At 55.4% G+C, this 20,457-nt stretch carries 14 protein-coding genes; 10 read left to right on the top strand and 4 right to left on the bottom strand.

Annotation, left to right across the window (positions count from 1 at the left end; translation table 11 throughout):
- Positions 1 to 99: 99 nt before the first annotated feature.
- The 6 genes from SH248x_RS06000 (at position 100) to SH248x_RS05975 (ending at position 5,895) form a co-directional block, all read left to right on the top strand.
- A complete protein-coding gene (locus SH248x_RS06000) occupies positions 100 to 1,071 on the top strand; it encodes a deoxyhypusine synthase family protein (RefSeq protein ID WP_459557605.1) in 972 nt (323 codons plus the stop codon).
- A gap of 27 nt (positions 1,072 to 1,098) precedes the next feature.
- Positions 1,099 to 1,263, top strand: a complete 165-nt coding sequence (locus tag SH248x_RS05995; RefSeq protein WP_459557604.1) for a hypothetical protein — start codon at positions 1,099 to 1,101, stop codon at positions 1,261 to 1,263.
- A gap of 45 nt (positions 1,264 to 1,308) precedes the next feature.
- Entirely contained in the window at positions 1,309 to 1,614 is a 306-nt protein-coding gene (locus SH248x_RS05990; protein WP_459557603.1) for a hypothetical protein, read from the top strand.
- 228 nt (positions 1,615 to 1,842) lie between these two features.
- A complete protein-coding gene (locus SH248x_RS05985) occupies positions 1,843 to 3,174 on the top strand; it encodes a sensor histidine kinase (protein WP_459557602.1) in 1,332 nt (443 codons plus the stop codon).
- Positions 3,174 to 3,824 (top strand): transcriptional regulator, encoded by a 651-nt coding sequence (locus SH248x_RS05980; protein ID WP_459557601.1) that lies wholly within the window; start codon positions 3,174 to 3,176, stop codon positions 3,822 to 3,824. The genes SH248x_RS05985 and SH248x_RS05980 overlap by 1 nt, the downstream gene beginning before the upstream one ends.
- 163 nt (positions 3,825 to 3,987) lie before the next feature.
- Positions 3,988 to 5,895: a redoxin domain-containing protein gene (locus tag SH248x_RS05975; protein ID WP_459557600.1), complete on the top strand. Its 1,908-nt coding sequence runs from the start codon at positions 3,988 to 3,990 to the stop codon at positions 5,893 to 5,895.
- Between the two features lie 25 nt (positions 5,896 to 5,920).
- Here the strand turns inward: SH248x_RS05975 and SH248x_RS05970 are convergent, their stop codons facing one another.
- The 3 genes from SH248x_RS05970 to SH248x_RS05960 all read right to left on the bottom strand — a co-directional run bounded on the left by SH248x_RS05970 (position 5,921) and on the right by SH248x_RS05960 (position 9,504).
- Entirely contained in the window at positions 5,921 to 6,592 is a 672-nt protein-coding gene (locus SH248x_RS05970; protein WP_459557599.1) for a DUF4956 domain-containing protein, read from the bottom strand.
- Complete coding sequence (locus SH248x_RS05965) at positions 6,585 to 7,271, bottom strand: polyphosphate polymerase domain-containing protein (protein ID WP_459557598.1); 687 nt, start codon at positions 7,269 to 7,271, stop codon at positions 6,585 to 6,587. Before SH248x_RS05965 ends, SH248x_RS05970 begins: the two co-directional genes overlap by 8 nt.
- 307 nt (positions 7,272 to 7,578) lie before the next feature.
- A complete protein-coding gene (locus SH248x_RS05960; RefSeq protein WP_459557597.1) occupies positions 7,579 to 9,504 on the bottom strand; it encodes a CotH kinase family protein in 1,926 nt (641 codons plus the stop codon).
- Positions 9,505 to 10,129: 625 nt separating this feature from the next.
- On the opposite strand from SH248x_RS05960, the gene SH248x_RS05955 reads away from it, so the two are divergent.
- Genes SH248x_RS05955 through SH248x_RS05945 form a run of 3 tightly spaced genes read left to right on the top strand, consistent with a single transcriptional unit; the run spans position 10,130 to position 15,934 of the window.
- A complete protein-coding gene (locus tag SH248x_RS05955) occupies positions 10,130 to 11,287 on the top strand; it encodes an efflux RND transporter periplasmic adaptor subunit (protein WP_459557596.1) in 1,158 nt (385 codons plus the stop codon).
- An 11-nt stretch (positions 11,288 to 11,298) separates the two neighbouring features.
- Entirely contained in the window at positions 11,299 to 14,487 is a 3,189-nt protein-coding gene (locus SH248x_RS05950) for an efflux RND transporter permease subunit (protein WP_459557595.1), read from the top strand.
- Complete coding sequence (locus tag SH248x_RS05945; protein WP_459557594.1) at positions 14,444 to 15,934, top strand: TolC family protein; 1,491 nt, start codon at positions 14,444 to 14,446, stop codon at positions 15,932 to 15,934. Before SH248x_RS05950 ends, SH248x_RS05945 begins: the two co-directional genes overlap by 44 nt.
- 185 nt (positions 15,935 to 16,119) lie before the next feature.
- On the opposite strand, the gene SH248x_RS05940 is transcribed toward SH248x_RS05945, so the two are convergent.
- Positions 16,120 to 19,356: a bifunctional proline dehydrogenase/L-glutamate gamma-semialdehyde dehydrogenase gene (locus tag SH248x_RS05940; protein WP_459557593.1), complete on the bottom strand. Its 3,237-nt coding sequence runs from the start codon at positions 19,354 to 19,356 to the stop codon at positions 16,120 to 16,122.
- Positions 19,357 to 19,560: 204 nt separating this feature from the next.
- On the opposite strand from SH248x_RS05940, the gene SH248x_RS05935 reads away from it, so the two are divergent.
- Complete coding sequence (locus SH248x_RS05935) at positions 19,561 to 20,307, top strand: PAS domain-containing protein (RefSeq protein ID WP_459557592.1); 747 nt, start codon at positions 19,561 to 19,563, stop codon at positions 20,305 to 20,307.
- The last annotated feature ends 150 nt before the right edge of the window (positions 20,308 to 20,457 follow it).

Genomic DNA, 20,457 nt, shown 5'->3' with positions numbered 1-20,457 from the left:
TTCCTGCATCTGTTATATCAGGTCTTTACCGACTGATTTCGCGCAAACATTCCGCGACACATTGCTGTCGCAGCATCTGATAAATGGAGACATTCAGCGATGACCAACGGCCCTATTTCGACTTTCGTCAAACATCATTATCGTCACTTCAACTCAGCGACCCTTGTCGATGCTGCCGAAGCCTGGCGTACTCACAACGCGTCTGGCAAGAAGATGCTGCTGGCGATGGGGGGGGCGATGTCGACGGCTGAAATCGGCCTGTCGCTGGCGGAGATGATCCGTCAGGACAAGATCGCTGCGATTTCCTGCTCGGCTAATAACCTGGAAGAGGACATTTTCAACCTGGTTGCTCACGACCATTACGTCCGCATTCCCAACTACCGCGACCTTACCCCAGCGGACGAGCGCAAGCTTCTCGATCAACACCTCAACCGTGTCACGGATACGTGCATCCCGGAAGGGGAAGCGATCCGTCGTCTTGAGAAGCACATCCATGAAGTGTGGAAGAGTGCTGAAGACAAGGGCGAGCGGAAGCTGCCTTACGAGTTCTTCTATGACGTTGTTCGCTCGGGCGTGCTCGAGCAGTATTACCAGATCGATCCGAAGAACGCCTGGGTGCTTGCGGCTGCTGAGAAGAATATTCCGATCCTCACTCCGGGTTGGGAAGACTGCACGCTGGGCAATATCTTTACTGGGTATTGCATGCGTGGCGAATTGAAGCCGAGCACGATGAAGAGCGGCATCGAGATGATGATGTTCTTTGCGGACTGGTATCAGAAGAACTGCGGCAGTGAAGGTGTTGGTTTCTTCCAGATCGGCGGCGGGATTGCGGGTGACTTTCCGATCTGTGTGGTTCCGATGCTGCAGCAGGACATGCTGGTGGAGGTTCCGTTCTGGTCTTACTTCTGCCAGATTACGGATACCAACGAATCGTACGGGTCTTACTCAGGTGCGAACCCGACTGAGAAAATTACCTGGGGGAAACTTGATGCGGATACGCCGAAGTTTGCCATCAACTCGGATGCGACTATTGTTGCGCCTCTGATTTTTGCTTACGTCCTGGGATGGTAGAGGATGGGTGTGAGGAAGAGGAAGGCGATGGCGGTCAAACGCCTGGACGACGTCCTCATTGTGGTCGACGATCTCGAAGCCGTCATGCGTTCTTCATCGAATTGGGACTTACGCTTGAGGGTGACACGACTGGCGATGGGCCTTTGGTCGGTCGCTGGACATACATTGCGAATCGCGAATAAAGGCAGGTAGTCACCGTACAGTGTTTGGCGACGTCTGCTTTTGGAGAGGCGACTTATGAATACAGAGATCGCCAAGAATGTGCTGTCCGAAAACGCCAAAGTTCTTTTTGGCATTTTCGGAGTCATTGAATCGTCGGGATATTTTCCTCCCAAGCGATTTTTAAATGAGTTCTTCAGTGGAGGGAATGATCCCTGCGATCAAGATCAAAGAATGGAGCGCTGGACGCCCTTCACATTGAACGACCTCGAATACGAAGACGTCAAGCATTGGTGGCTTTCAGAACACCCTGGCGCAATTGTTGACGATTTTTCTGTTTCGAACTGGAGTGAATGGTCGGTTCATATCATCCATATGCTCTAATAAAAGAGTCTTCAGAGGAAGGCGGCCGATACGTTCCGTGTTAAATGGATTGAGCACACAGTCTTGCTGTAGATGACGTTGCAGGTAAGTCCTTCCGCTTGAGCCATCTGTCATGCGACTCATGCAACCGCGTATTGCAAAAGTCTGTCTCAGGATGGAATAATGCGACGTCCGTTACTCGAACTGGCTGGGCATTTCTTCTGCGGCATTCTTTGAGCGACATTCTCCATGGATCGTATTGAGACTTCAGTCACTTCCGAGGGAAGTCCTCTTGCGATTGGTTCGCTGTCTTTCGATCGAGTTTCGTCTGCTGAGCGGGATGAGACTTTTGTTACGCAGAGGAGGCGTGCGGTCTATGTGGGGCAGGCGGGGCTGCTGTTGTTGATCCTGCTTGCTGTTGGTCCGTTTGTCTATTATTCGTGGAAGAAGCTGACTGGCTGGCAGCTTGTCGTTGCTGTGATTGCGACCGGCTTTTTTGCGGCGTGGAGTCTGTGGAATACGCGCCGGTTTCATGAGTATTTTCAGAGAGGGTTTCGCGCGGACTCGATACCGACACAGTTGATGGGGAAGGATCGGGGGCGGGTGTTGCTGCATTTCGCAGGCCAGTATGCTGCGATCATGGTGTTGTTTTATGTGGCGCAAAACGTACGAGAGCTACGCTTTCTGTGGCTGATGCCGCTGGTGCCTGTGGGGCATGCGGCTCTCTTTTTGTCGCCGCCGTTTGCGCTGCTGGCGTATCTGATCAGCTCGGGGATTCTTGGCTGGGCGATTGCGGATGTGTATGGTCAGGAGTTTGTGCTGCGGGCCCTGTTGCAGTTCAGCCTGGGGTCGGTGTTTGCATTCGTGTTTGCGCAGATTGCTGCCAGCGCTGAGAGAGGGCGGGCGGAGGTGGCGTTACTGGCTGCAGAGCTTGGGATCCTCAATCGTCAGTTGGGGCAGTATGGGGTGCAGGCGGAGGAGCTTGCTATCACGCGCGAGCGCAATGAGATGGCTCGCAACATCCATGACAGCGTGGGGAATGTTCTGACGGCGGTCAACATTCAGCTGCGAGCTGCTCAGGCGATGATCAATCAGGACCCTGCCAGTGCCAGTGAAGCGATTGCCAAAGCAGAGGAATTGACCAAGAGCGGGCTGGCTGATATTCGGACGTCGGTGTCTGTGTTGAGGGCCTCTCCGTTGCAGAATCGAAGTCTGGAGAAGGCGATTTCGGATCTGGTTGTTGCGGATGCGCGTGAGAGTTTTCAGACGACGTTTGAGGTGTCCGGGACGCCTCGCGTGCTTGCGCAGGCTGTTTCTCTGGCATTCTATCGTGCGACGCAGGAGGGGCTGACGAATGTGCGAAAGCATACGTCTGCTACGCAAGTTGATGTGGAACTCGACTATCGTTCCGATGTGTTCGTGCGGCTGAATATTGCGGATAATGGTGGAGGCGTGGTCAGTCTGACGGGTGGGTTTGGGCTTATCGGGCTGCGTGAACGGGCACAGATTCTTGGCGGTGAGCTGAGCATCAATGTTGTTCCGGGACGGGGAGTTCAACTCGAGATGAGGTTACCGGGGTAATGTCGATTCGCGTCTTGATTGTTGATGACCAGCTGCTGTTTCGGGATGGGTTGCGCAAGCTGTTGTCGGTCCAAGCGAAGCTGGAGGTCGTGGGAGAGGCGAGGAACGGGCTGGAGGCGATTGATGTTGCCAGACGAGTGCGGCCGGATGTTGTTTTGATGGATCTTCGGATGGACGGAATGAATGGTGTCGAGTCGACGCGCATTCTTCGATCGACGTTGCCGGACTGTCGGGTGATTGTTTTGACGACCTTCGATGATGACGAAGAGGTCTTTGCTGCTTTGCGAGCGGGGGCGATCGGGTATCTATTGAAGGACACGCCGACGGAGCGTCTGGTGGAAGCGATTCAGCTGGCGTATCGGGGGGAGTCTTCGCTGCAGCCTTCGGTCGCGGCGAAGGTGGTGGCGGAGTTCAGTAAGGCGTCAGCTCCTCGTTCAGAGAAGCTGAATGAGTTGATTGAACTACTATCGGAACGGGAACTGACGGTCCTGCAGCAGCTGGTGGGTGGGTTGAGCAATAAGGAGATTGCCAAGGTGCTGCAGATCGCGGAAGGAACAGTGAAGAATTATATGTCGAGCATTATTGAGAAGCTGGAGGTTCAGGATCGGACGCAGGCGGCTCTGAAAGCCCAGGCAGCGGGGTTGAAATGAAGAATGTTGGCGAGAATCTGTCTGGAATATGACTTTTGGCACTGCCGCTGGGTGACGAATTACACGATCCTTCACTGGACGCTCAGGCTAAGATCGCTGCTGTTGAGGATTCCCTTTCAACGCGGTACGAACGGACTGACTTGATCGAGTTGAGGATTGATCTGTGAATACGAGTTATCGAATTGCTTTCGCTGTGATGGCTGTGATGTTGTGTCAGACGATGTCTGGTGTTTCACATGCTGCTGATGATGTCTCAAAGACTGAAGAGAGACAGTCGCCTTTTGAGCAACCGGTCAAGGTGCTGGATCATCGGGGGAACGTGCATCTGTTTTCCTTGCGGTCCAGTGAGGCGGCTCGGGTCTTTGTTTTTATGACTGGCGAGTGTCCGATTTCGACTTCGTACATGCCGAAGCTCAAGGAACTGGCGAAGAGCTGGAGTGAATGCGAACACAAGATCCGCATTTATGGAGTGTGGGCGGATCAGACATCGAAGCCTGCTGACATTCAGAAGTTCGCGCGGGAGTATGGGATTGAGTTTCCGATCCTGCTGGATCACCTCAATGTGCTGGGAAAGAGTTTTCAGCCGACGCATGTGCCGGAGGCGTTTGTGGTCGGTTCCGATGGAGCTGTCGCGTACCGTGGGCGGATTGATGATACCTATGTTGATCTGGGGCGAGGTCGCGCTGTTGCGGAGAGTCGGGATCTTGCTGATGCTGTCGATCATGTGACCCAAGGGATTGCTGTTGTGCCGAGTCGCACGACGCCGATTGGGTGTTACTACGAGACCTTGCCAGCGGAGGCTGTTAAGACGACTGCTGTGACTTATTCGAAGGATGTGGCTCCGATTCTGTTTGCGAATTGTGTCATCTGTCACCGCGAGGGTGAGATCGCGCCGTTTTCTCTGGTGACTTACAATGATGCGGCGAAGCGTTCTCGTCAGATTGCGCGTGTTGTTGAACGGAAGTTGATGCCGCCATGGTTGCCATCACAAACGCATGGGGAGTTTGAAGAACAGAGGACTTTGACGGATGAGCAGATTCAGGTTCTGCAGGCGTGGGCTGATAGTGGAGCTGCGGTCGGGGACGAAGCGGATTTGCCTGTGCTTCCGACGTTTGTTTCTGGCTGGAAGCTGGGCGAGCCTGATCTGATTGTCGAGATGCCGGCTGAGTTTGAGATCCCGGCTGACGGGGCTGACATCTATCAGAACTTCGTGATTCCGATCGAGATTCCTGAAGACAAGCTGGTTGCGGGCGTCGAGTTTGTGCCGGGCAATCCTCGTGTTGTGCACCATAATCTGTTGTATCTGGATAGTCGTGGGCAGGCACGAGCCCTTGATGAGAAGTCACCTGATGTGATGGGGTATTCGACGTTTGGTGGGCCAGGTTTTGTGCCGTCGGGATCGATTGGTGGATGGTCGCCTGGGAAGACGCCTCGCCTGCTGCCAGAGGGGTATGGGCGGTCTTTGAAGAAAGGTTCTGATCTGGTGATGCAGAACCATTACCATCCGACGGGGAAGGTAGAACGCGATCGCTCGAAGATCGGGATCTACTTCGTCAAGAAGCCCAAGCGGGCTGCGGAAGCGATCTGGCTGTCGACGCATTCCCATGACATTCCTCCGGGGGACGCTGATTACAAGCAGTCGGCCTCGTTCACCCTGCCCTGTGATGTGACGGTCTTCAATGTCATTCCTCACATGCACCTTTTAGGGAAGCATTTTCATGCGGAAGCGGTCCTGCCGGATGGGACGAGAAAAGAACTGATCGATATCCAGCAGTGGGACTTCAACTGGCAGGATGATTATCTTTACACGCAGCCGATGTTCCTGCCGAAGGGAACGCGGTTGGAAGCCAATGCCAGTTATGACAACTCGGAGAATAATCCATCGAATCCAAGTTCGCCGCCGCAGCATGTGGGCTGGGGTGAAGAGACGAACGATGAGATGCTTTATTGTTTCCTGCTTGTCACGACAGAGAATCCTTCTGACTTTGGACCGTTGATCAAAAGCGTTCTCAAAGCGGAAGTCGGAAGCCGCGCTAAGGCGAAAGCGGCTTCGTGGTGGAAGGGGAAGTAGTTGCGTACGGATTGGGGCTACTCGGTTATGTGTGGAGCTCGACTTCCTGGACGCCTTCCAGGCGGTTGAGTTCGGTAGCGAGTGGGATGGCGTTGTCTGATTTTAACAGGCGGGTGTGGTAGGTGAGGTCGTAGGCGCCGCCTTGTTTGGCGGTCGCGATGGAAGTGAGTTGCCAGTGGGCGAGGTGGGTGCGGAAGGTTGGTTCGAGGAGGGAGTTGATGTCGCGGCCGAGGCCGATGCGGACTTCGAGTGTGCGCTCTAAGGTTTCTGCGAAAGAGAAAGAATCTCGCGGGCGGAAGAGATAGGCGGCGAGTGTGATCAAGGGGACGCCGACGAGAGGGACGTGGAAGTAGCCGACGCCTGCGGCCATGCCGACGGCGACGGCGAAGATGACGAATGCGGTGTCACGGGTGTCTTCGACGACAGTGCGAAACCTGACGATTGAGAGTGCTCCGACGAGGCTGAAAGCTCGCGCGACGCTGTTGCCGATGGCGAGGGTGACCATCGCGATGAGGATCGTCAACAGGACCAGGGTGGCCATGAGGGACATGGATCGCGTGGTCATTCGACCTTGCGTCAATCGGTAACTGCCAGCGACCGTGAGTCCGCAGACGAGGCTGAGGACCAGTCTTGTGATGAGAGTTGGAAGGGATAACAGGGCGTCGGTGTCGATGGATGTTGCTAACCAGTCAGGCATACTTCACCTCTGGCTGCGATGGCAGGAGATTGGCTGAGAAGAGGTTGATGCAGTGTCGGTATTTGGAGAAGCCGACGGCGGTGAGCTGCATGTCGGCGACGAGGCGTTTGAAGATGACGGGCATGGCGTCGCGGAATTTGAGTTCGAGAACGACCTTGCCGAGGGCGAGGTTTTCCGCGTTGCCGGTCATGCCGACTTTCCATTCGGAGCATGGTTCACCCTGGATGTTGCGATCCATGGTTAAACGCAGGGGGCCTTCCGAGCAGTGTCCGAGGAAGGCGTGTCGGTGATAGACGAGCTGGCAGACGGGGCGAAGCTGTTTGCGGAGCAGGCAGTCGTGAAACCAGTTCGCGTCCCAGTCGGAGAGGAGCAGCGGGTGGGTGAGGAGGGACATTTCGTCTTCGGTGACCGATGTGCGTCGTTTGGCGACCTGATTGCCTTTGCGGACCTTGCGTTCCAAATGAATCGTCGACTCTTCGCCGTAGCGTCGGAGGCGGTACTTGCGACGTCGATACTTTGGCTGGCGATGGAAGACATCGAAGTTCTCGGTATCGGTGTAGAGGCTGGTGATTTTGTACTGGCTGGACGAGTCGTCCTTACAGTGAGGATCGAGATCGAGGTGACGGACAGCCCAGGCGGTGACATCAGTGGCCTGCCCTTCGTCGATGAGGAACTTCACTTCGAAGGCAGTTGCTCCTTGTGCACAGGATGTCAATGATGGCGATAACAAATGAAGTGTTTCTGGCTCGTTGCTCACCGAAGGACCTTCGCTGACATGGAGAACGGAAATGGATTTGAGCGCGGATGACGTAATGTTAGGAGGCGGTCATCATTCAAAGTAGGGTGCTGGTGAGGCACTCTGTAGGATTAATTGAGTGAACCGCACCAAATGCGGCATCGAGTGTCGTTTTGGTGCGGTTCGAAGACTCACCAGCACCCTACATTTCTCGCATCACAGCTATTAGAAGACTGTCTCTCACTCACGGCTATGGGTTTGGTTCTGGAGCCGTTGCTTTCAAGAGATACTCACGACGCTGGTCGGCGAATGATCGCAGGGGCATGGTTCGTCCCGTCTGGTTGGGTTCTGGTTTGTCTGCGGTCGCTGCGAAGAAGGCATCGGTGGAAGAGAGTTTGCGAGTGTCTGCTTTGACGTCGTCTTCGATCAGGGCTCGATACTGCTTGACCAGTGGGCCGAGGTAGTTCCAGTCGAGTTGGCGTTCGGCGATCTCGCGGACGTTGGCCAGGTATTGCTGTCGGAATTGAGGGACTGCGAGGAGTTTGCTGTGAAGCGGCATGCGTGGGTTTTCCACGATGGCGAGTGGGTCGAGGTCGACGCCGGGTCTTGCACCGCCGCCTGGGCCACCGAACATTCCGCCGAAGAAGCCGCCGCCACCTCGGCGATCGTTTGGTTCACCTGGGCGTGCTTCTCCTGGGCGTCCGGGGCCTGGGCCGCGAGGGGGGCCATCGAATCCTTCTGGACCGCGGCCTTCGGGCTCTCGACCTTCAGGGCCACGACCACCTCTGCCGCCGCCGAATCCGCCAGGTCCACCCGGGCCTCCGGGACCCATGCCGGCGTGGAAGGTTTCGTTCATGTCATGGGGGATGATGTGGAATTTGCCTTGGGAATCGAGGTAGAGGTTATAGTCGCTGGCTCGTGTCCAGTAACCATCTTCGTTGACTAAGGTCATGTCATAGGCGAGGAACCAGAGGGCTGCGTCGATATCGAGGATGGGGGATAGCGTGGCTTCGAGTTGATCAGCGGGTGTCTGATCGAGGATGCGACAGAGTTCGATCAGTGCTTTCCATGATTCAGGATTATCTTTGGATTTGATCTCGTAGCGCTGTTTGTACTCGGCAGCGTTGTCACCGACGTAACGCAGACCTGCATCGGCTCCGGGGTTGCCGGAGACTTTCCAGCGGGTGCCTTTGGTGTCTTTGTAGTTCTCTTTGAGGAAGTCTTTGTTGAACTGCTGGACGTTGGCGTAGACGCCCCAGCTTTCGCCGTTGATGACAACATTGACGAAGTTGGCTTTCGGGGCAGGGATCTTTTCGCGGACCAGGTGCGAGTAAAGCACGGCGTTCATCATTGAGGGATCGCCGTTGCTGTTGAGCAGGTTCAGGGAGTTGTAGCCGTAGAGTTTTTGATCCGGGTTCAGGAGGTCCATGGAGATGTTCAGGGATCGCTTGGAACCTGTCGGGATCATCATGAAGGATGACATGCCGCGGAAGCTGACGCCGACATTGGGGTAGGTCTTGCCATCGACGATCATGGTGGCGGGGACTTCGACGTCGGTGTTTTTGAAGAGGGCGAGTTCTTCTTCCCAGTCGCCTTCTTCAAAGGTGATGAAGAGCGTTCGGACGACGCTTTCGTCATAGAACGGTGCGTCTTCGATGGGACGAACGTCGTTGGGGCTGACTTTGGGGCCGGGTGTGCCAGCCTGACGATGACCACCGCCCGGGCCGCCGGGACCACCAGGACCGCCGCCGAAGCCACTGGGGCCACCGAAGCCACCGCGTCCGCCGCCCGGGCCACCGGGCCCACGACCACCGGCTGGGCCGCCGCGTCCACCACCGTTTTCTTTCAGCCATTGACGGGCTAGGTCTCGTTCCTGGCGATTGAGGATGGTATCGCCGTCTTTGTCGAACTTCTTGACGATCTCCTGCTCCGGGCCACCCGGGCCAAAACCGCCGGGGCCTCCAAACAATCCTGGTCCACCAAAGCCGCCGCGACGACCGCCGGCTGGACCGCGTGGGCCGAATTCATCGGGTGGAGGTTGGGGACGGCCTTCTTCCTGTGCCATCAGAGAATGCTGGGGAAGTGGGGGGAAGTGGGAGCAGAAGCTCCAGAAGGCGGTTGCTCCCGCACCACAGATCAGCAGAACAGAACCGAGAGACTGCAGTTTGATGGGCATGTTTGCGACACCGTCTTTGATGAGGTGAATGGAGTCGTCCGATGAGGAACAGCGGGACTTGCTGTGATGGGAGGGATCACCCTGTGGAGAGGAGATGCGTCATCGTCTCGAAAAAGGTGTCAGAGGAGTGGGAGAAATTTGTGCTGGCGTGATTGGAATGGATGTCTGGTGTCCAGTTGACGAGATTGCGGCGCAGATTCGCGACAAGTACTCATGCGTCGCTTTGTAACACGGAGTGCATGATCGGAAGGGACGGATTCTGGAGAGTGACCCGGCTGGGAATGGACGACTCTTGAGCGGAAAACACCGGGATGAGATGGATTCAGAGGAAGTTCTGCAGCAGGAAAAAAGCGGGGCAAGATGTGACGCTTAGCCGGGGACCGGTTGTGACGACATTGACGAAAATGCGAAAAATTTGTCCGTAATCTGGGTGTTCAGTGCCGAAAACACTTTTGAAACATGAAATGCGTTTCGTATAAGTTGGTGGGTCTTCAGATGGATGCAGGAAACTTTTCTTTTGCAGATGGCAATAATGGACGCCATGTGTGCGAGATATCGAGGTTTCTCATTCCATCCATTTTTGTTCATGCGATCCGGTCGCAAAATGATTGAGCACCAAAAAACTATGAACGCGTCATCGATTTCGAAGATCGGCCTCGTGCTGATTTTGCTTTCGCTCTCAGCTTGTGAAAAGCTGGGGATCAGTCAGGGTAAGCCCCATGATGAACATGGTGGGGAGCACGGAGAAGAGCACGGCGGTGGTGGTCACGAAGCACATCATGCTCACCTGATCAAGGTCACCAAGCCTGTCGTCATGGATGTGACGAACGTCAAGAAATACGTCTGTCAGATCCACTCGCGTCGCCATATTGATATTCGGGCGCTTCAAGAAGGATACCTGGAAGAGGTCAAGATCACCGAAGGTCAGGGAGTTAAAAAGGGGGATGTGCTTTTCAGCGTGAACCCTGCCCTGTATCAGGCACGCCTGGATGCAGAGATCGCTGAGATGCAGCTGGCGAAAATTGAGCGAGATAATGCTGCGAGACTTCTTGAGCAAAAAGTCGTCTCGTCGCAGGACGTCTTGTTGAAGGAAGCCTCGCTGAAAAAGGCTGAAGCAGAAGTTGCATTGGCTCAGGCTGAATTGAATTTTGCGACCGTCAAGGCGCCGTTTGATGGGATCGTCGATCGTCTGCATGAGATGCAGGGAAGCCTGGTTGAAGAAGGGGACATTCTCACGACGTTGTCAGACAATGAAGTGATGTGGGTTTACTTCCCGGTCCGAGAGGCTCAGTACTTTGAGTACAAAGCGAATCTTGATCAGGGCGAGAAGGACTTGAACGTCGAGTTGATGCTCGCGAACCATACCAAGTTCGATCAGACGGGTAAGATCAGCGCGATCGAAGCTGATTTCAATAATGAAACTGGAAACATCGCGTTTCGTGCTGACTTTCCTAACCCGAATCGACTGTTGCGTCACGGCCAGACCGGGACGGTGCTGATCAGTCAGGTTGTCAAAGATGCGGTGGTGATTCCGCAGCGAGCGACCTATGAGATTCTCGACAAACTGTATGTCTATGTTGTTGACCAGGACAACGTGATTCACCAGCGCGATATCAGTCTTGAAATGGTGCTCGATGACTTGTTTGTGATCAAAAGTGGTGTTGAGCCGAACGACAAAATTATCTTGGAAGGAATCAGACAGGTACGAGACGGGCAGAAAGTGGAGTTCGAGTATCTTGCTCCGGAAGAGGTCCTTAGTCACTTGAAATACAAGGCAGAATAAGGAACCGATTCATGTTTGCAAAATTTCTCCATCGACCCGCGCTTGCGATCGTGATTTCCCTGCTCATCCTGTTTCTGGGTGGGCTGGCGATTATTACGCTGCCAATCTCTCAGTTTCCTTCTGTTGCGCCGCCGAGCGTGATGGTGTCGGTTTCTTATCCGGGGGCGAGCGCGAAGGTTCTTGTCGAGTCGGTCCTGGTCATCCTGGAGCAGTCGATTAACGGCGTTCAGGACATGCGTTACATGATCTCGGATGCCACGAGTGCAGGTGAAGCGACGATTCAAGTCATCTTCGAGCCTGGCACGGATCCGAACGTGGCGGTGATGAACGTCAACAACCGCGTCCAGGCGGTGAAAAACAACCTTCCTCCGATTGTGGAGCGGGAAGGTCTGATTGTTCTGCAGAACATGTCGAGCATGTTGATGTACGTGAACGTCTACAGCAAAGACAAGCACGTCGATCAGAACTTTCTTTACAACTATGCCAACGTCAATATTTTGCCGGAAATCAAGCGGATTCAGGGTGTCGGGCGCGCCAACATTCTGGGGAATCGCGCGTATGCGATGCGCATTGAATTGAATCTGGAACGTCTTCGCGCTTACAACATCTCCGCTCAAGATGTCATGGAAGCTGTTGCAGAGCAAAGTATGATCGGTTCGCCGGGACGTCTGGGGCAGGCGACGGGACGGACTTCGCAGACTCTGGAGTACGTTCTGACGTGGGTGGGGCGATATAACCTGCCGGAGCAGTATGAGAACATTGTCTTGAGAGCCAACTCCGATGCGGAGACGCTGCACCTCAAAGATGTCGCGACGGTCTCGCTGGGGTCTTCGTTTTACGATCTCTATTCTGACATCGATGGCGACCCTTCTGCTGCGATTGTTCTGAAGCAGACACCGGGCTCGAACGCGACGGCGGTGATTGAGAAGGTTAAGGAGAAGCTGAAGGAAATGGAGGAGTTGTTTCCTCCTGAGATGCATTACGAAATCAGCTATGACGTTTCGCGCTTTCTGGATGCTTCGATCGAGAAGGTGCTGCATACGCTGCTGGAAGCCTTCATTCTGGTTTCACTGGTGGTCTATGTCTTTCTGGGTGACTTTCGTTCGACGTTGATTCCGACATTGGCGGTTCCGGTCTCTTTGATCGGAACGTTCTTTTTTATGTTGCTGTTCGGACTGTCGATCAACCTGATTACGTTGTTCGCGCTGGTGCTGGCGATCGGGGTCGTGGTCGATGATGCGATCGTGGTCGTAGAAGCTGTGCATGCGAAAATGCATGAGAAGCATCTTTCTCCCTATGCGGCGACGAAGGAAGTCGTGCATGAGATCAGCGGTGCGATCATCGCGATCACGCTGGTGATGACGTCGGTCTTTATTCCGGTGACGTTCATGACGGGGCCGGTGGGGGTGTTCTATCGTCAGTTTGGTCTGACGATGGCGATGGCGATTGTGCTCTCTGGTGTCGTCGCGCTGACGCTGACGCCTGTTCTGTGTGCGATGATTCTCAAGCCGCACAAACCACATGATCCGACTCAAAAGAAGAAGAGATGGGTTGGACCATTGACGCTCCTTTTGCGTCTGTTTGACCGCTTCATTGAATGGGTCACCGGTGCTTACGCGGGGCTGGTGCGGCTGATCGTGACGCAGAGGCTGTTGACGGTCATTTTCGTGTCGGTGTTTGCGGTGGGGATTTACTTCGTGAACGAAGTACTCCCCGCTGGTTTTATTCCCCTGGAAGACCAGGGGATTATTTATGGAATTATCCAGACGCCGCCGGGTTCCACTCTTGAGTACACGAATGCGAAATCTCACGAACTGCAGGCGATCTGCGAGCAGATCGAAGAGATCACTTCGGTCTCGTCTTTGGCCGGTTATGAAGTGTTGACGGAGGGGCGTGGTTCGAATGCGGGGACTTGCATTATCAACCTCAAGCCCTGGGACGAGCGTAAGCTGACTTCGAAACAGATCATCGAGGAACTGGAAGAAAAAGGACAGGCGATTTCGAACGTGAACCTGGAGTTCTATGAACCTCCTGCGGTTCCAGGTTTCGGGGCAGCGGGTGGGTTTTCATTGAATCTGCTCGATAAGACGAACACTGGCAATTACGACGAGCTGGGACGAGTCAAAGATATTTTCATGGAAGCCTTGGGGAAGCGTAAAGAGCTGAAAGGTCTCTTCACGTTTTTCGCCAACAACTATCCTCAGTATGAGATCATCATTGATAACGATGTCGCGATGCAGAAAGGCGTTTCAATCGCTGATGCGATGGACAACCTGTCGATTGTGGTTGGTAGTACCTGGGAGCAGGGCTTCGTTCGGTTTGGTCAGTTCTTCAAAGTCTATGTTCAAGCTTCGCCAGAGTTCCGACGTTATCCGGAGGACCTGGAGAACATGTTCGTCAAGAATGATAAAGGGGAGTATGTTCCGTATTCGGCGTTCATGAGACTCAAGAAAATGCAGGGTCTCAATGAGATTGGCCGTTACAACCTTTATCCCACGGCAGCCATTCAGGGGGCTCCGGCTCCTGGCTTTAGCACGGGCCAGGCGATTCAAGCGATTCAGGAAGTGGCGGCTGAGGTTCTTCCGCGAGGCTACGATATCGGTTGGCAGGGTCTTTCTTATGACGAAGCCAATAAAGGGAACACGGCGACCTACATTTTCCTGATCGTTGTGATTTTCGTTTATCTGGTCCTGGTGGGGCAGTACGAGAGTTTTCTGCTGCCACTGGCGGTGATTATTTCGCTGCCGGTTGGGCTGTTTGGATCGTTTTTGTTCCTGAAAGCGATGGGTTTGGCCAATGATGTTTACGCACAGATTGGTCTGGTCATGCTGGTCGGGCTGCTGGGTAAGAATGCGATTTTGATTATTGAGTTCGCTGTTCAGCGTCGTCAAGAAGGTGTCAGCCTGAAAGAGGCGGCCATTGAGGGCGGGAAACTGCGATTCAGACCAATTCTTATGACTTCATTCGCTTTCATCGCTGGTCTGATTCCGTTGGTCAGAGCGAGTGGTGCTGGTGCGATTGGAAACCGAACCATTGGTACGACCGCGGTCGGCGGGATGCTGATGGGCACGATCTTTGGAGTCCTGATTATACCGGGACTCTATTACCTGTTCGCCAAGATGGCGGATGGGAAGAAATTCATCAAGGATGAGCACGATGAACCTCTTAGTGAACTCTTCGAACGCGAAGCGCACCACTAATCGCGGATTGAAGAAAACGGCTGCGTTGTGTGCCCTGATGCTGCTTGGTGGATGTGGAATCCCCAAGCTGCGGGGGCCGGTGGCGCCGAGTTCTACTTTGCCTGACCATTTCGATGGTTCCGTGAACCTGACGAATGGGACGCCGACGGCTGAGAATTCATCGTATGTGGGATGGCGTGTCTTTTACGACGACCCGATCCTTGTGGGCTTGATCGATCAGGCGATCATGGGGAACCAGGAGCTGAAGATCCTGGGCGAGGAAGTGGCGATCGCCTATAACGAGATTCAGGCTCGACAGGGGGAGTATCTTCCGTTTGTGAGCTTTGGTTCTCGTGCGGGGCTGGAGAAGTCGAGCCGGTTTTCTCGCAATGGGGCCGTGGAAGAGTTTGTGCCGTTTCGCGAGGGGCAGTCGCTGCCGGATCCGTATCCCGAGTTCATGGTGGCTGCGAATGTGCGCTGGGAGCTGGATATCTGGAAGAAGCTGCGCAATGCCAAGAATGCTGCTGCTCTGCGTTACCTGGGGACGCAGGAAGGTCGGAACTATGTGATCACTCGACTTGTTGCGGAAGTGACAGAGAGTTATTACGAGTTGCTGGCCCTTGATGCGCGGATGGATGTGCTCGATGCGACGATTCAGATTCAGGAGCAGAGTCTTGAATTCGCCCAGGCGATGAAGGATGCTGCCCGCGGGACCGAGCTAGCGGTGCAGCGTTTTACAGCCGAAGTTGCCAAGAACAAGAGCGAGAAGTTCATTATTCAGCAGGATATCATCGAAACTGAGAACCATATCAACTTCCTGCTGGGACGATTTCCTCAGCCTGTTGAGCGTATGAAACCTGACTACCTGGAGTTGAACCTGCATGCGTTGAACGTGGGGATTCCTGCTCAACTGCTGCAGAATCGTCCGGATATTCGTGAGGCGGAGCGCGAACTGGAAGCTGCGGGGCTGGATGTGAAGGTTGCCCGGGCTCGCTTCTATCCGTCGATCGCGCTGACGGCGGATGTCGGGTATCTGGCGTTTAATGCGAAGTATCTGTTCTCCAGCCCGGACTCGTTGATTTACAACGTGGCGGGTGATCTGGTCGCGCCATTGCTTAATAAGAAGGCGATCAAGGCGGATTACATGAATGCCAACGCTCGTCAGCTGCAGGCGGTTTATGACTATCAGCAGACGATCCTGATGGCGTTCACGGAAGTGATCAACCGGGTCTCGAAAGCTGAAAACTATGCACAGAGTATTGAGATCAAGAAGCAGCAGCTGGCGGCGCTGGATTCGTCGGTTGAGAACGCGACCAATCTGTTCCAGAACGCGCGGGCAGAGTATGTCGAAGTGCTCTTGGCGCAGCGTGATATGATGGAGGCTCGGATGGTTTTGATTGAGACGAAGAAGGAGCAGCTGTCGGCGATTGTGAATGCGTATCAGGCGCTGGGGGGTGGGGGGTTTTAGGGTTGAGGAATGCACTGGCATAGCCAGTGGCACCCTGACAAGAGAGTGCCTTGGCTTTGATAGGCATTGGGAGTCTGTTGGTGCCTAGCGCTCACCCTCATCCGTCGGCGAAGCGCCGCCACCTTCTCCCCTCAAGGGAGAAGGGACAGAAAACGGCTCCGCTGGAGGGAGACGGGATATGGGAATTAAGTCTTCCTGGTGTTGGAGGTTTTTAGGGTGCCGTAGCGGTGGAGGGTTTCGGAGACGGATTGTTCTCGGAGCCAGCGGGTGAGTTCGATTCGGCCGGTGGCGAGGAGGGGGGCGTTGATCCAGTTGAGGCCTGCTTCATTGGCGGCTTGGAGGAGTTCTGGTGATGGGGGACTGGTGGTGCGCAGGAACTCTGCGTTGTGTGAGAGGTCTTTGAGGCGGGCGATGAACTGGTCGTCGGGTTCTTGAGTTGCCAGGCTGATGGTGAGTGGGGTGCCGGTGATTTTTGAAGCGAGTTGGGCGCGATCGATGGTTTGTTTGTCTTCGGTGGGAAGACGCAAGATGACGCCTTTGGCGGGGCGGTAGCGGAACTGGTTGCTTTCGCATTTGAGTTGGGACGGGTCGTGTGACTGGCAGAAGTGAGTCTTCCAGACGTCAGCGTAGTCGGGTTGAGCGCTGGTGTTTTCGTCGGTGATGTGTCTAAAGAGGGAGACGTAGTTGGGGCCGCCGGCTTTTGCGCCTGGGCCGATGCAGGATTGTTTCCAGCCGCCGAAGGGTTGGCGTTGGACGATGGCTCCGGTGATCGGGCGGTTGATGTAGAGATTGCCGGCCTGGACTTTGTCTTTCCAGAGGGTGACTTCTTCCTCGTCGAGAGAGTGGATCCCTGCGGTGAGTCCGTAGGAAGTGGCGTTCTGCCATTCGATGGCTTGATCGAGAGAGTCGGCTCGCATCAGGCCGAGGACCGGGCCGAAGCATTCGGTATGGTGAAACCATGAGCCTGCTTTGACGCCGAGTTTGATGCCGGGGGACCAGAGGGAGGGATCGTCGGTGAGTTGTTTTGGTTCGAGCAGCCACTCTTCGCCAGATTCGAGCGTGGTCAATGCGCGACGGAGTTTTTCGGTGGGGGCAGAGATGGTGGGAGTCACGACGCTGCGCGGGTCGGTCGCCTGGCCGCAAGGGAGGCTGGCGACGGTGTCTCTCAGTTGGCGTCGGAACATGGGGTCGTCGTAGACTTCGGCTTCGAGGATGGCGAGGCTGGCGGCGCTGCACTTCTGGCCGGCGTGGCCGAAGGCGGAGCGGACGAGGTCTTTGATCGCGAGTTCGCGGTCCGCCTGTCCAGTGACAATGAGGGCGTTCTTGCCGCTGGTTTCGGCGTAGAGAGGCAGCGATGGTCGCCAGCTTTGGAACTTGCGGGCGGTCTCGATGCTGCCGGTGAGGACGACGCATTTCACGCGTTCGTCCTTGATCAGTTCGTGGCCGATGCTGTTTTCGCATGGGTAGAAGTGAAGGACGTCTTTGGGGACACCTGCTTGCCAGAGTTGCTGGACGAGGAGCCAGGCGGTGTCGATGGTCGAAGGGGCTGGCTTGAGGATGACGGTGTTGCCAGCCATCAGAGCGGCGAAGACTCCGCCGGCGGGGATGGCGTAGGGGAAGTTCCAGGGGGAGACGATAGTGACGACGCCGAGGGCGTTTGCCTGGACATTCCGAGGGAGTTCTGCGTGTCGGGCATAGTAACGGGCGAAGTCGATGGCTTCGGAGACTTCACCGTCAGCATCGGGAGTCGCTTTCTTACCGCTGACTCGCAGGCAGGCGAGTGTCTGGAAGCGTTGCTCTCGCATGACCATGGCGGCGTTGTTGAGGATCTCGGCTCGACGTGCGTTGCCGAGGGCTTCCCAGGCGGGTTGCGCTGCGGTTGCGGTCGTCAGCATTTCGTTGCGATCAGGGAGCGCGGGGAGCGGAGATGATTTCCAGGTCGCGACTGCGCTATTCAGACGATCGCGATTAGAGGCTTGTGCCCAGTCGGTGTCGGGTTCATTCTCGAACTCTTTCATGCCTGCGGGTTCGACGGCAGAGATGCGTCGACGAGATTCTGCGGTGACGGTCTCGCGTTCCTGCCAGCCTTTGAGGAAGCGTTGTTTTTGTTGTTCCCACTCAGGTGAGCCGGGGCGCATCGCGAACATTTCACGCAGGAAGTTATCGGACGCCGTGTTCTCATCGAGACGACGGACGAGGTAGGCCATTGCGCTGAGGAAATCTTCCTTCTGGACAGCCGGGGCGTATAGCAGGAGGCTGCCGATGCGGTCGCGGACGGCGCGGGCCTGATGGTTGGCCATGCCTTCGAGCATTTCTAGTTCGACGAAATCTTGAACGCCGTTGAGTTCGCGGAGAACCAGCGCGAGGGCGACGTCAAAGAGGTTGTGACTGGCGACGCCGAGATTGACGGCCGCGGCGTGTTCGGGTTGGCAGCCGTATTCCATTTGACGTCGGAAGTTGGCGTCGGTGTCGGCTTTGGTTGGATAGGGGGCAGGATACCAGCCGTGGAGTTCCGCTTCGACGGTTTCCATGGCGAGGTTGGCTCCTTTGACGAGGCGCATTTTGATCGGCACACCGCCGCGAGCGACCCGTTGTTGCGCCCAGTCGGTCAGTTGCTTCTGGACGTTGAATGAGTCGGGCAGATAGGCCTGGAGGACGATGCCGGCGCGGTATTGCATGAACTCGGGCTCGTCGAGAACCTGCTGGAAGGCGTCGACGGTGAGGGCGAGGTCACGGTACTCTTCCATGTCGAGATTGACGAACTTGCCTTTGGCCTGTGCGGCACGGTAGAGGAGTCGCAGGCGTGACTTGATCTCGGTGAGCGTCTGGTCCCAGGCGATGAGATTGATCTGGCTGAAGATCGAAGAGATTTTGACGGAGATATAATTGACGTTTGGATCAGCCAGGTGGGAGAGAACGATCTTGAGGCGGTGCTGGGCTTCTTCTTCGCCGAGGACGGCTTCTCCCAGGTGATTGAGGTTGATGCGGAAGCCGCTGGAGGTACGTCGCTGGAGGTAGCTGCGAAGGGGGGCGGTTTCGCCGGGGAGGATGACTCTCGCGCTGTCGGCGCGCATTTTCTCAGAGACGGCTTTCATGACCAGACCGGGCAGGAAATAACTGGCGGTCGCGCCCAGTCGCATGAGGGTGCGGTCGACGAAGGAAAAGTACTGCGGGACGCCGTATTGTTTGAGCAGGTGACGCCAGCGGCGGGCAACCAGGGATGGCTTGTGACTGCGGAAGACTTCATCGACCATCGAGAAGGTGAATTCCTTGCCCGATTCATCTTTCATCATGCGTGCCAGCTGGGCAGCGTCTTTGCGTTCGGCGCCCGTCTGACCTGCCAGAGCCGTGGTGAGGAGCTGTTCGGCGAGCTCAATGGCCTTCTGGCTGATGGTCGCGGAATTGGCTTGTGGAGCGGTCATGGTTTGACTCATGTCGGACTCGGAGAAGTGAGTGAGGGGAAGCGAGCGTCTGCCAAATCATACGACAGAATCGGAAATGCATCTTGTTCCAAAGTCGTTCAACGGATGACGAAAAAATACAAAACGGAATGGCAGGTTGGTTTTGATTCCTGATGAAAAGAATGTCAGAATCGATTGTCACGATTGCACCTGATGAAAGAGATTATGAAATCGCCTTCCCAACGAGAGATTGTCCTTGCGAGTGCCCCGGGGCTGGAAGCTGCCGAGACGTTGCTGGATTCGGTCAGTGATGTGCTGTTTTGTGTGAAGGATACGGCACGCCGCTATGTCGCGGCCAATGAAGCATTTATCAAACGGACGGGGCTGCGACATCGGAAGGCGTTGATTGGTCGGACTGCTAATGAAGTCTTTCCCGCGATTCTCGCAGCGGGGTATGAGCAGCAGGATGATGAGGTGTTTCAAAAGGGAGTGACGATCCGGGATCGTCTGGAGATGATCACGAAAGCAGATGGGAGCGTCGGCTGGTTCGTGTCGCAGAAGGTGGCGGTGAAGTCGGCGAGTGGGGAGGTGATTGCGCTGGCTGGGATTTCGAGGGACCTGGAGACGTCGGCTTCTTTGGGGTCGGAGTTCGATTCGATTGCCCAGGCGATTGAAACGCTGCACAAGGATTGTGGCGAGCCGCTGCGGATTGAGTCTCTAGCGAAGCAGGCGGGGCTCTCGATGAGTCAGTTTCAGAGGCGGGTCCGGAGTATTACCGGGTTGACGCCGAGGCAGTTGTTGACGAAGGCGAGGATTGATCAGGCGGCGTCATCGCTGCGGACGTCAGGAGAATCGTTATCGCTGATTGCTAATCAGTGCGGGTTTTATGACCAGGCGTCGTTCAGTCGTCAGTTTCATGCGGCGACGGGGATGACGCCGGGGGAGTATCGTCGGGCGTTTGAGCGAGGGTGAGGCAGCGATCGACGGTGGTGCATCGTACAGTGATACATGACCGGGGCATAGAATTCCTGCAGGTTCAGTCAAATCTCTATTTGAACGTTTGCCAAACGAGAGTTGTCGTGTTACTAAGATTGAAGCTGCTCGCTGTCACTTTGTTTTGGA

It is taken from the genome of Lacunimicrobium album (assembly GCF_052161635.1).
Lineage (GTDB): Bacteria > Planctomycetota > Planctomycetia > Planctomycetales > Planctomycetaceae > SXPC01.
This window is presented reverse-complemented; position numbering and strand designations above follow the sequence as displayed.